Annotated in this window: 12 protein-coding genes; 3 read left to right on the top strand and 9 right to left on the bottom strand. The window is 42.9% G+C overall.

The features are described 5' to 3' along the window. Positions 1–20: 20 nt before the first annotated feature. From ABZD21_RS08555 to ABZD21_RS08535, 5 genes are all read right to left on the bottom strand, one after another. Positions 21–527 carry a hypothetical protein gene (locus ABZD21_RS08555; protein WP_372774398.1) on the bottom strand — a complete coding sequence of 169 codons (507 nt, stop codon included), beginning with the start codon at positions 525–527 and terminating at the stop codon, positions 21–23. A gap of 10 nt (positions 528–537) precedes the next feature. Continuing rightward, on the bottom strand, positions 538–2862 hold the full coding sequence (locus tag ABZD21_RS08550; protein ID WP_372774396.1) for a TonB-dependent receptor plug domain-containing protein: 2325 nt from the start codon (positions 2860–2862) through the stop codon (positions 538–540). A 55-nt stretch (positions 2863–2917) separates the two neighbouring features. Beyond that, positions 2918–5242, bottom strand: a complete 2325-nt coding sequence (locus ABZD21_RS08545) for a TonB-dependent receptor plug domain-containing protein (RefSeq protein ID WP_372774394.1) — start codon at positions 5240–5242, stop codon at positions 2918–2920. 5 nt (positions 5243–5247) lie between these two features. Further along, positions 5248–5685, bottom strand: a complete 438-nt coding sequence (locus tag ABZD21_RS08540; RefSeq protein WP_372774393.1) for a YfiR family protein — start codon at positions 5683–5685, stop codon at positions 5248–5250. A 603-nt stretch (positions 5686–6288) separates the two neighbouring features. Beyond that, positions 6289–8763 (bottom strand): hypothetical protein, encoded by a 2475-nt coding sequence (locus ABZD21_RS08535; RefSeq protein WP_372774391.1) that lies wholly within the window; start codon positions 8761–8763, stop codon positions 6289–6291. A 592-nt stretch (positions 8764–9355) separates the two neighbouring features. Between ABZD21_RS08535 and ABZD21_RS08530 the strand changes: the two genes are divergently transcribed. From ABZD21_RS08530 to ABZD21_RS08520, 3 genes are all read left to right on the top strand, one after another. After that, positions 9356–10585: a glycoside hydrolase family 57 protein gene (locus tag ABZD21_RS08530; protein ID WP_372774389.1), complete on the top strand. Its 1230-nt coding sequence runs from the start codon at positions 9356–9358 to the stop codon at positions 10583–10585. Between the two features lie 499 nt (positions 10586–11084). After that, positions 11085–14636: a PAS domain-containing protein gene (locus tag ABZD21_RS08525; RefSeq protein ID WP_372774387.1), complete on the top strand. Its 3552-nt coding sequence runs from the start codon at positions 11085–11087 to the stop codon at positions 14634–14636. Between the two features lie 114 nt (positions 14637–14750). Beyond that, positions 14751–16886, top strand: a complete 2136-nt coding sequence (locus ABZD21_RS08520; RefSeq protein WP_372774386.1) for a response regulator — start codon at positions 14751–14753, stop codon at positions 16884–16886. 188 nt (positions 16887–17074) lie between these two features. On the opposite strand, the gene ABZD21_RS08515 is transcribed toward ABZD21_RS08520, so the two are convergent. The 4 genes from ABZD21_RS08515 to ABZD21_RS08500 all read right to left on the bottom strand — a co-directional run. Next, positions 17075–18058 carry a DUF6427 family protein gene (locus tag ABZD21_RS08515; RefSeq protein WP_372774384.1) on the bottom strand — a complete coding sequence of 328 codons (984 nt, stop codon included), beginning with the start codon at positions 18056–18058 and terminating at the stop codon, positions 17075–17077. Positions 18059–18103: 45 nt separating this feature from the next. Beyond that, positions 18104–19375, bottom strand: coding sequence for a phosphoribosylamine--glycine ligase (purD, locus tag ABZD21_RS08510; protein ID WP_372774382.1), 1272 nt, complete (start codon positions 19373–19375; stop codon positions 18104–18106). 29 nt (positions 19376–19404) lie between these two features. Next, positions 19405–20055, bottom strand: coding sequence for a polysaccharide deacetylase family protein (locus tag ABZD21_RS08505; protein WP_372774381.1), 651 nt, complete (start codon positions 20053–20055; stop codon positions 19405–19407). Further along, positions 20055–21134 (bottom strand): tetratricopeptide repeat protein (locus ABZD21_RS08500; RefSeq protein WP_372774379.1); only part of this gene is annotated, 1080 nt, incomplete at its 5' end. The genes ABZD21_RS08500 and ABZD21_RS08505, both read right to left, overlap by 1 nt.

The raw sequence follows: 21134 nt of genomic DNA, 5'->3' as shown, positions 1-21134 counted from the left end.
CGATTGGTCTGGCCAAACGGTTATTTTGCTTCAAAATTTAGAGTGACTGTATAATTTACCCCGTCATAGGTAGAGGGGATTGACATAACCATATTGTCGGCTGTGATTGAAACGATTGTGGCTTGGGTCAGACTAATATCACCAACGATTGGGTAATTAAACACGATGCCGGGGTTATGCGTCAGAATTGTTTCGTCTGTATTAAACGACCAGGTAGTTTGAAAAATCTCCTGATTCGAACTGTCATATTGGATCATTGTGCCATCTTCATTGTATTTGTAGGTGTAATTCCTGACTTCTTCAGAATCAAGGATCGAGATATCACTAATCGTTGTTCCCATTAACGAAACAGCAGGTGTGATTGGTTTACTTGTTACGATCCAGGTTTCACCGGTTAAAAGTGCTTTTCTTGAATTATCATCATCATCGTCTTTTTCACAAGAAAGCACCAAAACACCTAAAACGATCAGCGTTGAAAAGAATAGCCATTTTTTCATGGGGTTGGTTTTTGTAATTAATTGTGTCATGTTTTTTGGTTTAGTAGTTCCATTGAAATCCAACAAGAATTGAACTTCCAATATTGTCGGTAAATCCAAATTCGCGGTGTTTGCCCAGCATGTTTTTCAGCGAGACATACAATTTCGTATTTTTATTCATCGAATAGGAAGCTTTAGCATTGACAATTGCATACGGGTTAATGGTCATGTAATTGTCGTAGAATTCGCCGGTGTAGTCCGAAATGATGTTGTAGAAAGGAACCCCCGCGAATGTTTGTTTGCTGTACAGGTAGCTGTTTAGGTTGATGTTAAAACGACGGATCGGCGTGTAGTTTAGCACAAACCCTCCATAAAAAGCAGGAGTGAGGTTTTCGCTCCAAAGTGTCAGGTTGGTATTCGAATACGTAATCACATTCATGGTATTCAGTTCTTCGTTTATCTCTATCTGTGTATCAGTTGTGTTGAACCTGACATCGGTAATACCGGTAAGTACTGTTTTTTGAAGTGTTCCGTAAAACTTCATGTTTAACTTCGGATTCGGTGTTAGTTGAAGCATAAAACTCATTCCATACTGATTTGCTCCAATGTCAAAATTCTCGAAGTAGACCTCCATAGATCCTGATCCCGAGATAAGCGAATCAATCTGATTGTCCGGTGTAAGTTGATATAACGTTTGTAGTTCGCGGTAGAAATTCGATATTTCGAGGTTATATATTCTCTGAGCGAATAGCTCAACATCGAAACTAACCTTATCACTGATGTTGTTTCGCCAGCTCAGTTCAACACTATTTATGGTCGGGTATTTTTGGTCTTTTCTGGCCAGAAATTTTTGCTCGACTGGCATATTTACAGTCGCTTCGTTGGTCTCAACCTGATATTGGTAATTCATATTCATTGTGGCGTTCAAATAGGTGTCAAATATGAACGGCGAGCGGGAAGCATGCGAAAGTACGCCACGAATCAGATTGCTTTTATTTAACCGATAGGTTGCACCGATCTCATAATTAGTGAAATAATTGCTATTGATATTAAATTTGTCAATTCGGCCACCGCCTATGATTCTTAATTTGGGAAACGGCTTCCAGTCGGCAAGAATGGATGTAGCCACCGAATTCATAATTCGTGGTTCGTCTTTGAACTGGTAGTTTAAAAGTGCAAAATCAAATGGTTCATCGTAAGTGATTGGACTATTGTATTCGCAATGTTTAAAACTAACTCCGGGTCTCAGGCTGAATTTTGACCACTGAAGCAGGTATTCAAAGTTCGCGTCGGTATTGAGGTATTTATATGAATTGGCTCGCTGGCTATTTAAATCTTTTCCTGCCGAAAAATTGAAATGGCCGAAAATATTCCGAACCCTAAGTTTACTGTCGAAGTAATAGCTGGTTGAATTATTTTGTGAAATCGGTGTCGCAAAATTCAGAAACCCGGGTTTTTGGCATTGTGATTTTTGTACTCCAAAGGCCAGATTAAGATTGGATTGTTCGTTAAACTGATGGTCGAAGAACACATTCGCGCCCATTTTTTGCAAGCTCAGATTAACATCGTAGTCCGTTTGCAACGAATCGCTGAAGTCCTGATAATTCCAGTGTTCGTGCGTCGTTTTATCTTTTTCAAGATCCATCATCATACTCATACTGTCCAAAGTTGTGTATTCTTTGGTGTGCCAATTGTAGTATTCGTCATCGATACGTTGACGTTCTGAAAAATTGGCGGAGAAACTAAGTTTGGTCTTATTGTTCCAGTTATACCCGAAATTAGTATTTACTATTTTTGTTTTATCCGCTCCAATTGTCCCCGAGGCGAATGCGTTCACCCCTTTTTCATCCGAATGCGAGGTTATAATGTTAATAACGCCAGTTGCCGCGTTTGGTCCGTAAAGGGCTGATGCGGGCCCCCGAACTACTTCAATTCGTTCTATATCATTGAGGTCAATGGGTAAAGTTTCCCAGAACGTTCCACCTGAAAAATAGCTGTAAACGATCCGGTTGTCAATCATTACCAAAATGGTTGTATTGTAGGGCAGAATGATGTACGAATTTTTGGTCATATCGTCGAATCCACGAATCTGAACATCGAAGTTGCCGGGAGTAACTTCCCGTACAATTAAACCGGGTGATAACCTCAAAGCTTCCATGATGCTTGTGGCACCCGAGCGGTAGATGTCTTCCTTTTTGATAATGGTAACCGACAGTGGTGTTTCAAACAAATCTTCAGGCTGCTTGGAGGCTGTAACAACAACATCGACATTCAGAATCTCATCCAACGACATATTTTCATACACACTGTTAACCTGTCCAGTTGAAACTGATGGAATCAGTCCCAAAATGGCGAAGAATAGTCGTATTTTAAATTTGTTCGTCATGCGATCTTGTGTTTCCTGTCGTTTATTATCCGGCTTGTTGCATCATATTCGTGCCCTATAGCCCCCATTGAATTCCGATTAGAACCAATGAACCTAGTTGATCGGCAAAACCATATTCATAATGTTTTCCTAATGTGTTTCTTAGTGTGATGTACGAGCTTAAATTGCTGCTGATTTTATAGCTTGCTTTAGCGTTCAATATAATATTGGTATTGATGTTGGCTTGGACTTTTGCATTTTCAATACTGGATTCATTTCCTAGTTTGTAATAATTGTAGTAGGTGAATTTTTGGTCCGAATAGAAGTAGCCATCGGTACTCAGATTCCAGTTTTTTCCGGGTCTGTAATTCAGTAAAAATCCACCGTAAAAAGAAGGGGTTAGTGCTTCGTTCCATTGTGTTGGATTCATGGTTGTATTTACCTTTACCTTCAGGATATTATCACTAGTGACCGGACTCAATTGAATACCGGTAGTAACAAAGTCAATGTCTTTTCTCCCCGATATTTTGGTTGTTTGATAAGTGCCATACAGTTTTGCATTTAACTTATTGCTGAAATCATAGTTGAAGGTGAATCCGACACCAAATTGGTTCGCTGTCAAGTCGTAATTTTCGAATAGTACCTGTCCGTCAACATCAATCGAGATCAGAGAGTCCGTGCCACTTTCCGGGTTCAACTGTTGAATGACTTCATATTGCCGGTATAGATTTGCATTGACAAAATTTCTGACTTTCGAATAGAACAGCTCTAGATCAAGACTTGTATTTGAGTTAAACTTAGTTCTCCAGCAGAGCTCATGATTGCTGATGGTAGGGTACTTAAGGTCTTCCTGCCCCTGAATGGAGATGTATGCCGGAATTGGAGCTATTGTGTTCGTGTTTTCATCATAATAGTTAATTGTTGTCTCCATGTCGGTATTCAGATAGGTATCTAAAAAGAACGGCGATTTGTTAGCGACCGAATAGACATAGCGCAATAAATTGTTTTTATTCAAACGAAAAGTCGACGCAATCTCATAATTAACGAAATAGTTTTTATTGATGTCGAATTTATCCATGCGGATTGCACCGATAAATCTCAGTTTCGCCGTTGGACGCCATTCCGAAAGCAAATAGGCTGAGTAAGTGCTGGCTTTTCTTGGTTCACCTTTAAACTGATATTCAAATGTGTTCATGTTCATTGATTCGTCGTAGGTGAGCGGACTGTTGTACGATAAATGCTTGTAGTTCAAACCTGGCCTGACTCGTACTTTGCCAAACTGCTTGTGGTACTCCAGGCTTGCTTCGGTATTGGTGAATTTATAGGAATTGAAGCTGTAGTTGCTATAATCATGACCCGAATTGATGTTGAACTGGCCATTGAAGTTTTTATACTTTAAACGTGTATCAAAATAAAAACTCTTTGATTCATTTTGTGAAATGGGTGTTACCATATTAATGAAACCAATTTTCTGACTCTGTGATTTCTGCGCTCCAAGAGCAATATCAATGCTTGTTTGTTCCGAAAAATTGTGGTTCAGGAATAGATTCCCTCCGATTTTTCTTAAGCTAAGGTCCGAATCATAGTAGGCGCCTACTTCTTCCTGATAGTCTTCGAAGCTCCAGGGATCTTTAGTTGTTTCATCTTTAATTGGGTTTATAAACATTTCAAGCTGATCGATCGGGAAATAGCCTTTTTTGTTAAAATCGAAGTATAGTTCATTGTAGCGGTAACGTTCGGTGAAGTTGCCTGAGAACGAAATTTTTGTCCGGTCGTTCCAGTTATAGCCGATGTTTGCGGTGGCATTTTTTGCATTTTGTGTTCCAGCTGTGCCATTGACCGAAGCGTTTAGTCCCTTATTATTGGAATGTGACGTGATGATGTTTATTACCCCTGAAACAGCATTCGGGCCATATAGCGCTGAAGCCGGGCCTCTTACAACTTCAATTCGTTCGATATCGTTGATGTCAATCGGAAACGATTCCCAAAATGTTCCACCACTGAAGTAGCTGTAAACAATACGGTTGTCGATCATCACCAAAGTTGTGGTGTTATATGGCAGCGGGATGTATATGTTCTTGGTAATGTCATCATACCCTCTGATCTGTACGTCGTAATTACCCGGTGTAATTTCACGCACAATTAGTCCCGGCGACAGCCTTAAAGCTTCCGGAATACTTGTTGCTCCCGATTTATTAATTTCATCCTTATTGATAATGGTAACCGAGAGTGGCGCTTCAAATAAATCCTCCGGTTGTTTGGAGGCCGTAACAACAACCTCGATATTTAAAAGTTCGTCCAGCGACATATTGCTATATACCTTATTCTCCTGACCGGCAACCTGAGTGTTCAGGAAGAATCCGGGCAGAAACGAGAATAATATTTTAAGTATATTTTTCATATGTCTCAATTGTAGACTTTTGCTATTCGTAAAATTTCCGACGACAGCGATTGTCCTTCTTTCGCCAGACTGGTCAGGTTGATGAAAATTTTTGGTTTGTTGTTCTGTAGTCCGAATGCGATCGAAATCTGGCCATCTTCAACATATTGCGAGATTCCTGAAACAGACAGTATTTTGTGAATTTTACACAGCGATGCCATGTCGTCCACTCCCGGCATAAAATAAACCAGGTCGTATTTAGTTATGTTAGCCGCGAGCTCTCCAGACTGGACTGCTTTTACTTCCATGGCCGAACCTAGTCCACGAATTAAGTCATCTTTACTGGTCGCCGAATTATTGTTGTATACAATCAGCATTCGCAGTTTGGAGTTCTGAGGTAGGGTTGTGCTGAATTTTAAGACTTTTGGAAGAAGGGCTGCCTGAATATTTTCAGGAACAGGCATATTTTGGGAATAACAGAAATTTGTTGCAGTTATGGAGATGAAAAGGAATACAAGTATCCTGATCGCAATTTTCGGTATGTTCTGAATGCGAAATAAACGTCTTACCATCTAAACCAGTTATTAGTATATCTCTCTTAGATATTGAACATTCACTCTTATTCCACTCTGTAATTTATGAAAAAAAATGTTTACAAAAGTTAATACAGATCTGAAAATTTGCGGTCGCGTATTTCCTTAAGCGGCAATTATCTGGACTTGTTTCCGGAGGCTAACAGCCTGAAATTAAGTTTAAAAGGAAAATCGTGGGTTTTTATCTAGTTGAAAGTCAGCACGTAAGGTGTTTGGCCATCTCAATTGGTAGAATGCCATCCACTTAGTGCTTTTGGAAATTGGTGAAGGAAAGAAAAATTCAAATCAGCACAGTTTAGATTGATTCTATCCATCTGCGACCGGTTTTTGAACAATTCCAATGGCTACGGACTTCTTTTTCAGGTAGTTTTAGCGTCTATCAGCCTGGTTTGTTGTTGGCGGTTGGTTCTAAGCTCCCTATCGGGTAGTGAAACTTTAGTGCAGGTGTAGGCAAAGAAGGGCGGAAGCGGAGTTTTAGGGGCACTGAGGTTGCAAATAGCGTTTTGCCTGGATTGCTTTGTCGTAAAAGTAGTTGAATTTGAGCAGTTTTGCGATTGATATCACTTCATCCAGCTTTTTGATCGCTTTCCCGGTTTTTCCAAAAACAACCCTGAATTCCGATTGAATGAGTAGGATTCTGATTTTCATATAGCGCTTCAGGTGTTCAGGAAAAACGGTTTGGTTTACCTTTACCTCCCGATAGATTTCTTTCGCTTTTTCCGTTTGATTGCTGTGCAGGAGTGCTTTCGCGTAAATCAACATAAAGAACTGGTAGAAGCCTGTCGGTCTCAAATGCGACAACTCGTAGTTTTCAAAAATGAATTCGGATAGTTCGATAATTTCCTGATCGTATTGGCTATAGTTCAAGGCAAAAATGATAGCGAATTCAAATTGTGGACTTTCAATTTCGCCCAACTTTGCTTTGGTTGCAAATTCAGACGAGATCCGGCGAATTTCCGCAAAGAAGGAGTTGTCAAGGCGGTCATTAAATACAGATTGGTAGATGACCCTGGGAATATAGTAGAACGCCAAATTTAACGGATTGTCCACCGATGGAGCCTGGAGGTTTTTATTGTGTTGGTATTGTTCGGTGCACTTTTCCTCGTCTGATGCCAGAAAATACTGCATAAACTTCATGAAGCAGACATAGCTTCTGGCTTCATCCGATTGGTTGTATTTCAGGTAATAATCGAGGTTGTTGCCCGAAAAAAGTACAAGGCTATCCATGTCAAAAAAGTTTTCAAAGAATAGCTTTCGCGCCGTTTCCGATTGGGCAAAATGGGGGATAAGTGTTTCTCTTAGTTTTGTGTTGGTTCGGATTTCTGAAGCCAGCGTATTGGTTAGCATGCATTGGCTTAAATTGTTAGGTGTGGTATCATCCGTGGTGTTTGTTTCAGAAATAATTGAGAAGATGTCCTTCAAAATCGTTATCTGATTTTCTTTGACCAGAATTTTAATCGCATATTTCAGCAACGAGCACCGCAGTTGCGGTAAATTCCGGTACTGAGTGTTAATTTCTTTTAGAAGTTCGATGCTGAGGCCGTTTTCTCTAATTAGGGTGTTGAGAAGGTAGTACACAAACACGACGTTCTGCTTGAACCGAACAAAGGTGTTTAATGACAAATAGCTGTCCTGAATGGAGTATTCGTAGAAAATTTCGCTATTGCTTATTTCGTTGTATGCCAGCAGTCTGGATGATGAAAGCTGGAGGTCTTCCTTTTTCACTTCCTGCCCTTTCTTTCCCATGTCGCACAGTTCAAAAAACGATTTAATTAGTTGGAATTTGTCATATGAAAAAGGTTCCGACAAGATGGTATTGCTGATGTATTGATTGAGCAGGTCTATTTCATAGATTTCCCCCTTGTCCTTATACGCCTTTATAAAAAGGTGTAATTGGTATGGATTTGCGATGCACTCCAGAATATCGGGGTGGTTAAACCGCAGTTGATTAAGGGCTACCTTAAACTCGTTATTTCTAAGGGTCGACTTGATTTCGCTTGCGGTTAGTTTTGGTATGTTGACGAATTCGTAGTCAGCACCGTGGAACGTTTCATCGAACCAGAGCGATTTTAGTGTCAGGTTGCCTTGCATTCTGTTAACAAAAAATCGCCAGGTGATCGGTCGGCAGGTAATAATCAGCTTAAACCAGGGGATATGGGCATAAAACGATACAATGTTTGTCAGGCTTTGGACGAACTCATCGGTTTTGTTGTAATCGGGGAAGATATCGTCGATACCGTCAATAATCAATACGAACCTACCTTTTACGAGATCCGGTCTTTCATTGAAGACTTGGCTGAAGCTTTTATGCGGATCAAATTCAATGAGATTATTAAGGCGATTGATTTTTTTGTGTACAGACAGCAGGTTGTAGAAAATGCACCCGTCGATCAGGCATACAATATCGTTCGGATATTTGGCCGTCTCTCCCGAGAAAAAGAATTCGGTGCTTCGAAGTGCGATGCTCGATTTGCCGGCACCATTCGAGCCAATGAATGCAGTTGCAACAGCGGAGGACTCAAGGAATCGGTTGATTTTTTTTCGGGCAAATTTGCGAAGTGGTTGAATTGTGAGTTCATTTCCTATTTTCCGATGAATGGATTGGATGCTTTTTTCGGTAACAAGCTTGCTTCGTTCTTTCAGGCTATCCCATGAATCCTGCCCGGCATAAGGATGCTCTTCTTTTTCGAAGCGGTTTAAGAAATCGAGCCAATCGGTAAACTGGAGAAATTGGGCTAGCGTGTCAAGCGTGTATTTCGACGGACGATTGGGTGACTTGACGAGTCCAAAAAAGCGTTTTAAGGTAGAAACGCTGATTTTACGTTTTGTTTTGACAAGCAAAAGTTCAGATAGTCGCTGGCAATCGGCATCGTATAAAATATCCGTTCCAAACCTGTTTTGGATTTCCTGTTTTAGTTGAATCAATAAAAAGTCAGGCTCTTTACTCATAGGCGCACAATTTCTAATAAAAGCATTCAGAAAATAAAATTAATGCAATTCAGGGATATTGGCGAGAAAAACATCGATGAATAAGGTAAAAAACGGGATGAACAAAATGAACAGGAAATGAACAGATGATTTCAATTAATTGAATTTAAATCTGTGTAGCTTGCAAAAATCGTTAATACCAGGCAATCTGAATTTGTAATTTATAACCTAAACGGGCAAATGAGTATGAATATGAAAGCTGCAAAACACTCCAACAAGAAACGTACATTCGGACGGCGCGAGATCGAAGTTGTTGACTCCAACAAGTCTGTTTTACCTGTTTCATCTCCAAAACGACCCCTGTCTGGTGGATTTAATACCGGGAGTTCATTTGTTGTTGATTGGCAAATTCACGATTCGGACCATCAGATAAATCCAACTGGCAATAGCAAACCCCGGCCAGCCTACCATACTAAGCGACGATTTTGATTTAGACCCCTTGTTCGATCAATTCGTAGGATGCTGTCATGTTCTGTCATCATGGATGACCCGATTTGCTGTGGCTAAATTCCAGGTTAGTATAGCTGAAAATAAACTCAAAAATAGATAGAAAATGAAATCGATTTGTTTGCTTTTTAATGTCCATCAGCCTGTTAGGTTGCGCCGCATGAGGTTTTATGATATCGGTAATTCGGACTATTATTACGACGATTATCATAATGAAACGGAGGCTAAACGGCTGGCTGATAGTTGCTATTTGCGAGCGAACGACTTGATTTATCAACTCATTCAGAAGTATCCGAATAGGTTTAAGGTAGCCTTTTCAATCTCTGGTACTGCAATCGATTTGTTTAAGCGATACACGCCTGAAGTCCTTACGAGTTTTCAAAAACTTGCGGCCACCGGCTGTGTCGAATTTGTGGCGCAACCTTATGCGCACTCGTACGCATCGGTGATGGATGGTGGTGAATTTATAAGGCAGGTAGCCAAACATGCCGATGAGCTGGAGAGCTCGTTTGGAAAGCGGCCGACAGTATTTGCAAACACGAAACTAATTTATACCGATGAGGTTGGGCGTATGGTTGCTGGCATGGGGTACAAGGCGGCCCTGATAAATTCGTATTCAGTCGATCAAAAGAATCCGAATTGTGTGTTCCAAAGTAGCGATCGGGGCCCGTTGAGCTTGTTGCCTGCAAATACTGCTATGAGCGACGATATTGCCCGTTGGTTTACCGGACCGCAAGCGTGTGGTGTTCCGTTAATCGCAAGTGACTTTGTAGCTGGTCTGAAAGCGCTTCCCGCAGGCGATGGGAATGTTAACCTGATCCTGGATTATGAGAATTTTGGAGGTCGAAAGAACAAGAACAACGGTATTTTCGACTTTCTAAAGAGATTGCCTTCCCTAATTTTTAAGAGCACCGACTTTAAATTTCTCATGCCTTCAGAAGTTGTGGAGAGTCATCAACCTGTTTCCGAATTAAAAGTGCCTGAAACAATACGACTGGATGGTGCAAAAACCGATTTATCGGCATGGCTGGGGAATGACCTGCAGCGTGAAGCGGTTGAAATACTGTATGCGTTAACTGCCATGGTCAATCAAACGGATGATGCTGACCTTAAGAAAGATTGGGCGTATTTACAGACCAGTGATCATTTTTCGTTCATGTGTACCCGCATGTTGTCCGAATATCCGGATCGCTGCAGTTGTGGTTCGTTCGATAGTCCCTTTGACGCATTCGTCAATTATATGAATATTCTAAGTGACTTTAATATCCGCCTGCAACACGTGTTAACAACAAATGGCAAAAGGCGGAAACAATTACACGACAACCGAATCGCATAAAAACCCACGCCAACGAATAGCGTTTCTCATCCGTCGTCCTGTTGGAGACGTTCACGCAGCTTTCGTTTACAATGTTTTAGTCTCTTCCTCTTTCTATTTCACAAGAAGTTTGCAAATACCTGCAAGCTTCTTTTTCTTATCTCTCATAATGTTATACAACTTAATTTATTATAAACATATGATCTGATAAGAGCTAAGTAAGAGACTTATATTTAGAATAATGTAATCGTTTTGGTCTCAGGTTTGTCTGGAAGCCGGTTGTTTGGTTACTGAATTTATTGAACGAATTCGTGCAACAAAATTGGTTTTGTCCGAATACAATGTAAATTCTAATCGGTATGCTAATTATCATCAACGATGTTGTGTAAATAAATTGTTACTGTGGTATCGACAAAAAGCACATAAATATCGATGTAATGGCGTTTGAGTGAGATGAAGCAGTTAAAAATGATATTTTTGCCTCGGAATTTGTTCGTGTGATTCTCATTTTTTTAGAACTATGAATTCAAAACATTTGCTTGATAAGTCTCCGATTTGTTTCGCCCTGGTAGAAAGTAGTCGAGAAATCGTCTATGCCAATCCGGCCCTTTGTGATTTTCTGGGCTATTCTAGCGCGGAAATTAAGTCGAAGCAATTTACCGAAATCACCCATCCTGACGATATTGAGAAGGATGTATGTCAGTTTCAGCGTCTGGTGACTGGCGAAATTGGCGAATATCGTATGCAGAAACGCTATTTGCATCAGTCGGGAAAGGTGCTTTGGGGCGATCTGTTTGTTAGCCTTGTTCCCGATGAGCTCCGAAGCGATAAATATACCATATTGGCCTCGGTGGTCGATATTAATGAGTTAAAAAAGAAGGAATTGCGATTGGGAGAAGAGCGGTCGAATTTCAAGGCGATGTTTGATTTCAATCCCCAGGCGATGGGGATTTATGCGATTGATGACATGTCGATTCTGGAGGTGAATCAGGCAGCCAGTAATCTATATGGCTACAGTCGCGAGGAGCTTTTAAAGATGAAAGGAACCGATTTGGTGGCCTTAGAGCGTCATGAGCAGTTTCTGGAGTTTGTCTCGAAAAATGAATCAACCTTAAGCGAAGGGAAGCTTTGGGAAATAATTACTAAAGCCGGAGAGCGTCGAATTATTGAGTCTGCCTCGCATGTAATCGATTATAAGGGCCGGGCAGCGCGCCACGCATTGTTGATCGATGTCACTGAGAAGGAAAAAACGACCCGGGCTTTGCGCGAAAATGAGGCTTTTATTAGCCAGGCGGAGGAAATTGCCAACATGGGAAGTTGGGAGTGGGACTTTGTAAACAAGCGCGGCAAATGGTCCGATAACTTATATCGTCTGTTGCATTACGAGCCGGGATCTGTTGAACCGCTGTTTGCCAATTTTATTGCAAGAGTGCATCCCGATGATCGGGAAGGGATGAATAGGCGTTATGTGAACATGTTGGAAACAAAACGGAAGATCGAGTTCGAGCTTCGCTTCTTGTTTGTTGGGAAAGAGGATCGTTGGTTTCAAAATTATATTGAGCCTGAAACTGATGCCAATGGTGAATTGGTTAAATTAAAAGGAGTAAGTATTGATATTACCAGGCAAAAAAAGGTTGAATTAACCTTGCTGGAAAACAGAACATTCAACAGGCTGGCTCAGCGAATTGCCAACATGGGAAGTTGGGAGTATGATATCCAACGAAAAACGACCAGATGGTCCTCGAACTTCTTCCGAATACTTCAAGTTAATAAAGGCGAGGTGGAGCCATCGTTTGAACAGTTCAGACAAAAAGTGTATGCGGAGGATCAAACGATCCTTGATCAAGCTATTGAAACCATGTTTCGTGAGCCCCAGGTGTTGGAGTTTGAGTTGCGGCTAAATATCGGACTCGATATTGCCTGGGTGAAAAGTACGGTCGAGCCTGTTTTCGACAACGATCGTTTGGCTAAGTTACGAGGCATCTGTATCGATATCACGCAGCGGAAAATTCAGGAGCTTGCCATTGAGAAAAGCAGTGATTCCATCCACCAGGCACAGGTGATTGCCAACATGGGAAGCTGGGAGTTTGATCCGGTTTCGAATATCGGAAAATGGTCACAAAACTTGTATCAATTGTTGAAGGTTGATGTCACTCAAACAGATTTGCCGTTTGATTTCTATAAAAGTTTGGTTCACCCGGATGACCTCCATTTCTTTGAAGACAATAGAGTTGGTTTTACCGAAAGTCGGTCACCGCTGGCTCTCGAGTTCAGGATGGTTTTGCCCGACGAACAAGTTATTTGGGTTGAAGAACATGTTGAGCCGGTTTTTGAAGATGGCGAATTAGTATTGGTACGCGGAGTAATAATCGATATTTCGGAGCGCAAGCGGACAGAGAAAATCCGCGAAATTTTAGTCGATATTTCGAACGCGGTTCTTCAGACTGACGACCTGGAAACGTTCTTTAATATGGTATTCTCGGCTCTTGCCGAACTTACTACAACTCCAAATTTCTTTGTCGCGTTGTACGATGAAAAAAGGCAGCGCGCTACGGTTCCGTTCATTACCGACGAACGGGAGAAAGAACTTCAGGAATTCTCCGTCGACAAAACTCTGACGGGATTGGTTGTTCGCGGCAAAAAGCCATTGTTTGTGGATGTTGAATGTTTCGACAATATGGTGAAACGTGGCGAAGTAGAGCGAGTGGGTCCTCCATCATTGGCCTGGATTGGTGTTCCGTTGTTCGCCGACGAAAAAGTGCTTGGCGTACTGGTGCTTCAATCGTATGAAGGCGAACCGATGCTGAACGCCGACGATCTCAAGTTGCTGGAGTATGTTGCTCCGCAAATCAGTCTGGCGTTTGAGCGGAAAACGCATGTTGAGGAACTAAAGAAGGCGCTGGAGAAATCGAAGGAATCCGACCGGTTGAAGTCTTCTTTTCTGGCAACCATGTCGCATGAGTTGAGGACACCGCTCAATCCAATCATCGGTTTCAGCAGCCTGTTGCTTGAGGAAAGCGAAGATGCTATGGTGCAGGAATTTTCTCAGCTTATCAATCATGCGGGGAAAGAAATGCTAAGTCTTGTCGAAGATTTATTTGATCTCTCCTTCCACAAAGGTCAAAATATTAAAAACAATCCACAACCTGTGCTTTTGGTCGATTTGTACAGCCTGGCGCGTGCTTATCTGGAAGAAGCGCTGGAGAATGTTGGAAAGACCGACCGTATTGAGATTGTTTTCGACGATCTCACGTTGAACCTTTGTTACGAGCTTCGACTCGATCAGGGCAAAGTTCTTCAAATACTCGCGATTCTGTTTAATAACGCGGTTAAATATACTGAGCACGGACGAATTGAATTTAAGATCGAAGTACTGCAAAATCCGGAAGGCGTTCGGTTTGCTGTCAGCGATACAGGTATTGGAATGAAGGAAGAACTGATCGCTGTTATTTTCGACGAATTCAGGCAGCTCGACGATAGCCATACCCGCGAATACGGAGGTTTAGGAATTGGGTTGGCGATTGCAAAAACACTGAGCGAAATTATGGATGGCGATATTGCTGTTGAATCGCAGGAGGGCGTTGGAACAACCATCTGTCTTGAACTACCGGCAGCGATTAATATTCGCGAAGAAGCTGGTTTTGAGCACTGCCTGTGTGGGGATGAAGAATTTTCGATTATAAACGGTAAAACCATTCTCATTGTTGATGACAACCATTTTATCTATGAATTGATCCGAAAGATGTTATCTAAATTTGACATCAATTTGATTTACGGTCGAAATGGAAAAGAAGCGGTTGATCTGGTTAAAGAGCGAGTGCCCGATTTCATCCTAATGGATCTTGTGATGCCGGTCATGAATGGGATTGAGGCAACCTTGCATATTCGTTCTATCTGCCCCAAAGTCCCGATTGCGGTGCTCACGGCTCATTCAATGAGCAAAGATCGTCAACGGGCTTTTGAAGCCGGTTGCGACACGATTATCACCAACCCGGTACATCGGGATATTTTGGTGAAAATACTTAAAAGTCAGCTGGAGAAAGCGGAAGTTGCTGTTATTAAACAATTATAAAAATACGAATCATAAGTAAATTGGTCGGGAAGCCAGGGTGGTTCCCCGATCAGTAAAACAGGTCGACGCGATTTCATTCTATCTCTGTGTCGGTTGCGCATAAAATTTATTCGAATGATGTATCTAAAACAGGCTAATCTTGCAGAAAACCAAAGAAGAGAGAGCGTTCGGGGAAGTGGGTTCATGACAAGTTTAATTTTTTCGATCTGGTTATTTTCAAGTGTTTTTAATTTGGGGTATGCAGCCGAAGCGCCGCCTAAAATCGGTGAGAGTGGAGCGCTTCTTCGGGTGGGCATATACGACAATCCGCCGCTGAATTTCTTTGATTCAGCGAATGAACCAAAAGGCATTTTTATCGATGTGCTGAAGTGTATTGCAGATCACGAAGATCTCCAAATTGAATATGTCAGCGATGACTGGCCCGTACTTTTGGAAAAGCTGAAAACCGGGGAAATTGATGTGTTGCCCGATATTGCTTACACGGTTGTCCGCGATTCAATCTATACCCTTAGCGAAATGCCCTTGCTTACCTCCTGGATTGAAATCTATTCGCATATCGGCAGTTCCATTCAAACGTTGGACGATTTGAACCATCGCCGGTTGGCGGTGATGAAAAATTCCATTGAGCATCAGCACTTAAACGGCTATCTGTTGCATCAGGAAGATCTGGCCATTGAGATTCTCGAGTTTCCGGATGTAAGCAGCATGTATGGCGCTTTAAACAGCGGAAGGGTTGACGCGTTTCTGGCCGACCGTTTCTTTCGTTATTCGAAAATATTCGAGGAAAGTAAAATCTCAGGCGCTGGTACTTTTCTGCCTTTTAATCTGCACTTTGCGTTTCCCAAAGGCCAGCATGGTGAGCAGCTCGGCTTTCGATTTGATAAGCAAATTTCGACTCTCCGGAATACGCCCGGCTCTGTGTACTTTAAATCGCTCGACCGCTGGCTGCGGAATTATTTTGAACCCTACATCCCGGCCTATCTGAAGAATCTGATCATTATTCTGGTTCTGCTGTTGATTGTTGTGCTGATCACATTAGCAGTGGCCAGATATCAGGTAAACATGAAAACCAAGTCGCTTCGGCTGAGCAATCAGGCATTATTGATTTCGAAAGAAAAGGCCGAGGAAGGTGACCGGTTGAAGACAGCGTTTCTCCAAAATATCTCTCACGAGATTCGAACACCGATGAATGGGATCCTTGGTTTTATTCAATTGCTTCAGGAATCGGACCTGGAGGGTGAAACACGGGACGAATTTATCCGGATTATCACCCAAAGTGGTGAAAGGCTCATGAAAACGGTGAATGACATTATTGAGATATCGAGGATTGAGACCGGTAGTCAGGAAGTTAAATATTCAGTTGTAAACACCCAGGAGGTTCTAACTTATTACGAGAGCTTCTTTCAACCGCAGGCAAGTAAAAAAGGAATTGAGCTGAGTCTGGATGACAGGCATGTTCGCGGGCAGCAGGCAGTCATTCAAACCGATCGGATCAAACTGGATGGTATTCTTTTAAATTTCATTAATAATGCGGTTAAATACACCGATAAAGGGGAGATTGCGCTCGGAAATTATATTGAAGGCGACCGGCTTGTTTTTTATGTTCGCGATACCGGAATTGGAATAGCGCGAGAACACTTTGAGGCGATTTTCGACCGATTCAGGCAAGCAGAAGATCAACTGATCCGTAATTATGAAGGAGCCGGTTTAGGTTTAAGCATTGCCAAAGCGTATGTGGAGGCCCTGAATGGTGAGATCTGGGTCGAGTCGGAGAAACGTAAAGGGAGTACCTTCTATTTTGCCATTCCCTATCGTCCGGTAAAAAAAGAACAGCCGCGGGAAATCGTGAAACATTGGGATGGCAATGGCATTCAAATATTACTGGCTGAAGATGACGAAGCCAATTTCTTATACTACAAGTTTTTGTTGATGAAAGAGGGCTATCAGATTGTGCGCGCTTCCGACGGCGAACAAGCTGTTCGGATTATGAAAGAGAATCCCGGCATTGCGCTGATATTGATGGATATAAAAATGCCGGTTCTCGATGGTTTTGAAGCAACGCGACAAATCAGGCAGTTCAACTCTACCATTCCAATCATTGCTCAAACAGCCTACGGGTTTGTGCGGGATAAAAAGAAAGCGATCGAAGCCGGATGCAACGATTATCTTTCCAAGCCAGTTGATCACCATGTGTTGCTCCGTTTGCTGGAGGAGCATTTGGTTAAAAAAGGATCGAAACAAATACAATAGACTTCCTTGAGCTTAATTTTTCTTCAAAATTAGGAGCAGGACAGTTGATACGAGGTGATATTCGTTGGGAGGTTGATTGGTGACGATGAATGGTAATCAACCTAAGATAATAGGTTATTCAGTCTAATGCAGGCCGGGGCGGTTGCTTCGCCAAGGGTAATAATCGTTGGTGCAAATGGTGGAAACCGCTATGCTACCTGCATGTAAATAACCATCGCGATAAGGAGATAGACAAAGAAGTTGGCCCAGAATTTCGAGCGCATAAAAATGAGGTAGTTTGAGATCAGGAAAGTCAGCGGGAGCGCAATAATGATCAGAATTTCCTGCGAAACAGAAGGAACCAACAGCAGCAGCACGATCGATATTACGAAAATCACAAAGAACATTTGGAAGTATTTCCGGGAACTGATTTTCTTTTCATCCAACTGAGAAATCAGGAAAAAGCTGCCGAGCAGGGATAAAAGTACCAATAGGCCCAGGTAGATCTGAAAGTTGATATTTCCCTGAAGGAAGTGATTTGGGGTGAGGAAATTTTGCCGGATGGTTTGGCCGAGTACCGGCAGTGAGTCGGTGAAAAAATAATAGGAAAACGCGTACAGCCAAGGTATGGAAAGCCCCACAATAGGGAGAAGGAAATTTCGCCAGTTTGGGTTTTTACGAATCAGGATAAAACCGATCCATACAATGGGAAAATAGAAGATCAGGTTGAAATAAAACAGGGAGCCAATCCCGATCAGAAATCCGGCGTCGAAGGCGTTGGAATTTACGGCTTTAAGGGCGTAGGCTCCAAATATACGGTTGACAGCGAGCAGTAAAAACGCGGCGGCAAAATACACCGGGTGCAAATTGTGCAGGCTGATCGAAGCACTCACAATGAGTACGAAAATATTCGTGGGCAGAAAGGTTCGGATACGAATAAAAGAATAGGCCGAATTTAGGCGCAGAATGATTAGTGCCAGGATCAGCACCAAGGCAATGGTCAACAAGTTGCCGGCCAGCGCCGAGTAGCTGCTCAGCGCTGCAAACGGGCGGTACAGTAACATCTGATCTTCGCCGATAAAAAACGGAAAGATTTCGGGTTTTAGATAAGCCCGAAACCACAAGATCAAAACGACCAGAGGGATCGTGATGAAATGATGAGCCTGATTGGTTTTTATGTACCGTAAAATCATTCTTAAATCTGCTAAAGTTCCCCCGGAAGGGGAAGAAGTGGGTTCTTACAAATCGAACCCTAAATCTTTCCGGTAATATTTTCCTTCAAATTGAATTTTCTCCGCATTGGCATACGATTGAGCCAGCGCTTCGTTCATTGTGGCGCCATAGGAGCTGATTGCCAGCACCCGACCACCGTCAGTCACCACATCGGCTCCTTTTTGTTTGGTTCCGGCATGAAACAGGAGGCTGTTGGTGGTATCGGCAAATCCGCTCATCGGAATGCCTTTGGTGTAATCGCCCGGGTAGCCACCCGAAACCAGCATTACTGCAGCCGCGGCACGTTCATCGATCTCAATTTGTTGTTGAGCCATTGTTCCTTCGGCGGCAGCCACCAGTAAATCCACAAAGTCAGATTTAATGCGCAACATCACCGCTTCGGTTTCCGGGTCTCCCATCCGAACGTTGTATTCAATAACCATCGGTTCTCCGTCAACATTAATCAAGCCGAAGAAGATGAATCCGTTGTAAGGAATGTTGTCTTTCTTCAGCCCTTCAACAGTTGGTTTCACGATACGCTCTTCAATTTTTTGCATAAACGCTTTGTCGGCAAACGGAACCGGACTGATGGCTCCCATGCCACCGGTGTTCAGGCCAGTGTCGCCTTCGCCAATTCGTTTGTAGTCCTTCGCTTCGGGTAGTATTTGGTAGTCTTTCCCATCGGTAATGGCAAATACCGACAATTCAACTCCGGCCAAAAACTCTTCAATCACCACTTTACTGCTGGCAGCGCCAAACTGACCATCGAGCATCTCTTTCAGCGAGGCTTGCGCTTCGGCTAAATCAGCAATAATCAGCACCCCTTTTCCGGCAGCCAATCCATCGGCTTTCAATACGTAAGGCGCTTTCATGGTTTCCAAAAAGGCAATTCCTTCGGGTAGGTTGTTGGCAGTTACGGTTAGGTATTTGGCGGTTGGAATGGCATGCCGTTGCATAAACGCTTTGGCGTAGTCTTTACTACCTTCAAGCTTGGCGCCTTCTTGTTGCGGACCAACAACCTTTACTTGTTTCAGTTCCGGATCGGCCAGAATGAAATCGTGCAAACCTTCAACCAGCGGCACTTCCGGGCCAATCACAACCAGGTCGATCTTTTTCTCGAGAATGACTTTTTTCAGTCCTCCGAAGTCGCTCACGCCAACCGGGATGTTTTCGCCCAATTCGGCAGTTCCGGCATTGCCGGGAGCAATGAATAACTGGTTTACTTTCTCCGACTGTTTGATTTTCCAGCTCATGGCGTGTTCTCTTCCGCCTGAACCCACAACAAGAATATTCAACATGATATCAATCGTTTTTGCTAGTTCAACTTTTAATGTTTCAAATGGTTCTGCAACAAGGCCTTTGGATCGCCAAAGCTAAAACCCCGTTTACGTAGTTCGCGAATAACGAGGGGCAAAGCCAGTGTCATATTTTCACGAGCCTTAATGGAGTCGTGAAAAATAATGACTGAACCCTCCCGGGCATGTTTCAGAACGTTTTGGCTAACCTGTTCAGGGCTCAACCGCTTGTCGAAATCGCGGCTGATGATATCCCACATAATAACCCGGTAAGCCGTTTTCAGCTTTTTAAATTGCCGAATCCGAAGCAGCCCGTGGGGTGGACGAAACAGGGTCCCCGGGATTAGAGCTGCTGCTTTTTCAATATTTTCGTAATATGCGCTGTCTTCGTTTTTCAGTCCCTGCATGTGGTTGAAGGTGTGGTTGCCCACCTGATGTCCTTCAGCCAAAATCCGTTGAAATAATTCCGGATGGCGTTGTACATTTTCGCCAACACAAAAGAAGGCGGCTTTCAGTCCTTCCGACTTCAAATAATCGAGCACCCAAGGCGTAACTTCCGGAACCGGCCCATCGTCGAAAGTCAGAAAAACTTCCTTCCGATTGGTTGCAACCCTGAAAACCGCACCCGGAAACAACAGGGTGAGCAAATAGGGAAGCCGGATCTGTGGATTCACGAATGGCATTAGCGTTGGCTACCGTATTGGGTCAGATAATTATTAAATGAAACGGTTATTTCTTCGGCCAATTCCGTTTGTTGGTGTTTGGCAGCAATCATTCCCATTTCGCGCATAAAATATAAAATGCGCTGCATTTCCTCATCAACCATGATTTGTTTGTCAGAGTCGAGGCTCAGGAAATAATCCATCTCGGTGCTATACGTATCCACAATGTTCCGCAGCAAGCTTAAGCCCTTTTCGGTGGCTCCGGCAGCTAAATAAATGTCGGCCGTTTGTTGCGAGAAATAGTTATAAGGTACAATGGTATTCGGAATCAATTCCAGTTGTTTGTCCAGAACCTGAATGGCCGAGTCTTTCTTGCCTTCGTTTACAAGGCTTTCGGCCAGGCGGTTAAAGTTGTTCCGGATGTTAATCATCATTCGCTGGTTGTTCTCGTCAATATAAACCTTTGGATCGTTCATATTGCCCCACTTAAATTTCTGCATCATTTTCTGATACATTTCGTCGGTGTTTACGGTTCCGAGCTGCATGCCTTCCGAGTTGGTTTTTACCGGTGTAAACCGGTAGGCAAAACCTTCGAGCTGGAAATAATCCTGAAGTCCCATGTACTTGTCGCGGCCAACCGTGATGGCGAAATACAGCGGGCGTTCCCAGTTCGAGTTGGCCAGCATGTCGAGCACCATCAACTCATCTTTTACAATGTAGTTTTTGCTGCCGAAGTCGATGAAAATGGTATCTACAATTTGGTCGTACAATGATGGTGGAACCACTTTGTTGCGGATCACGGCTTCTTTGTCGACTTTTATAAACAGCTTTTTCGATGGAATATACGAGGCGTTGTCGGCCTGAGCCAGTTTCGTTCTTGGATCTTCGTCGCGCACAAAGTCGAGTGCTTTCGAAAGTTCAACCGGCCCTTTAATGCGCGGATCGCTCATCAGATAAATCACATCGCGGGTTCCCTGTACATATTGGTCGTGGGTGAATTTAATTGGCAATGGTTCCGAGTCGTAAGCCTGACGTTTCATTTGGTCAACATACCAGTCGGTTTGCAGGTAGCTGAGGTTACAAACACGCATATCGGTGCG

It is taken from the genome of Mangrovibacterium sp. (assembly GCF_041596335.1).
In the GTDB taxonomy this organism is placed as follows: domain Bacteria; phylum Bacteroidota; class Bacteroidia; order Bacteroidales; family Prolixibacteraceae; genus Mangrovibacterium.
This window is presented reverse-complemented; position numbering and strand designations above follow the sequence as displayed.

Excerpts from the sequence above, each read along its gene's own strand:
- ABZD21_RS08555 (WP_372774398.1), bottom strand. The coding sequence starts at position 527 with ATGACACAATTAATTACAAAAACCAACCCCATGAAAAAATGGCTATTC.
- ABZD21_RS08535 (WP_372774391.1), bottom strand. The coding sequence starts at position 8,763 with ATGAGTAAAGAGCCTGACTTTTTATTGATTCAACTAAAACAGGAAATC.
- ABZD21_RS08525 (WP_372774387.1), top strand. The coding sequence starts at position 11,085 with ATGAATTCAAAACATTTGCTTGATAAGTCTCCGATTTGTTTCGCCCTG.
- ABZD21_RS08520 (WP_372774386.1), top strand. The coding sequence starts at position 14,751 with ATGATGTATCTAAAACAGGCTAATCTTGCAGAAAACCAAAGAAGAGAG.
- ABZD21_RS08540 (WP_372774393.1), bottom strand. The coding sequence starts at position 5,685 with ATGCCTGTTCCTGAAAATATTCAGGCAGCCCTTCTTCCAAAAGTCTTA.
- ABZD21_RS08545 (WP_372774394.1), bottom strand. The coding sequence starts at position 5,242 with ATGAAAAATATACTTAAAATATTATTCTCGTTTCTGCCCGGATTCTTC.
- ABZD21_RS08530 (WP_372774389.1), top strand. The coding sequence starts at position 9,356 with ATGAAATCGATTTGTTTGCTTTTTAATGTCCATCAGCCTGTTAGGTTG.
- ABZD21_RS08505 (WP_372774381.1), bottom strand. The coding sequence starts at position 20,055 with ATGCCATTCGTGAATCCACAGATCCGGCTTCCCTATTTGCTCACCCTG.
- ABZD21_RS08550 (WP_372774396.1), bottom strand. The coding sequence starts at position 2,862 with ATGACGAACAAATTTAAAATACGACTATTCTTCGCCATTTTGGGACTG.
- ABZD21_RS08515 (WP_372774384.1), bottom strand. The coding sequence starts at position 18,058 with ATGATTTTACGGTACATAAAAACCAATCAGGCTCATCATTTCATCACG.
- purD (WP_372774382.1), bottom strand. The coding sequence starts at position 19,375 with ATGTTGAATATTCTTGTTGTGGGTTCAGGCGGAAGAGAACACGCCATG.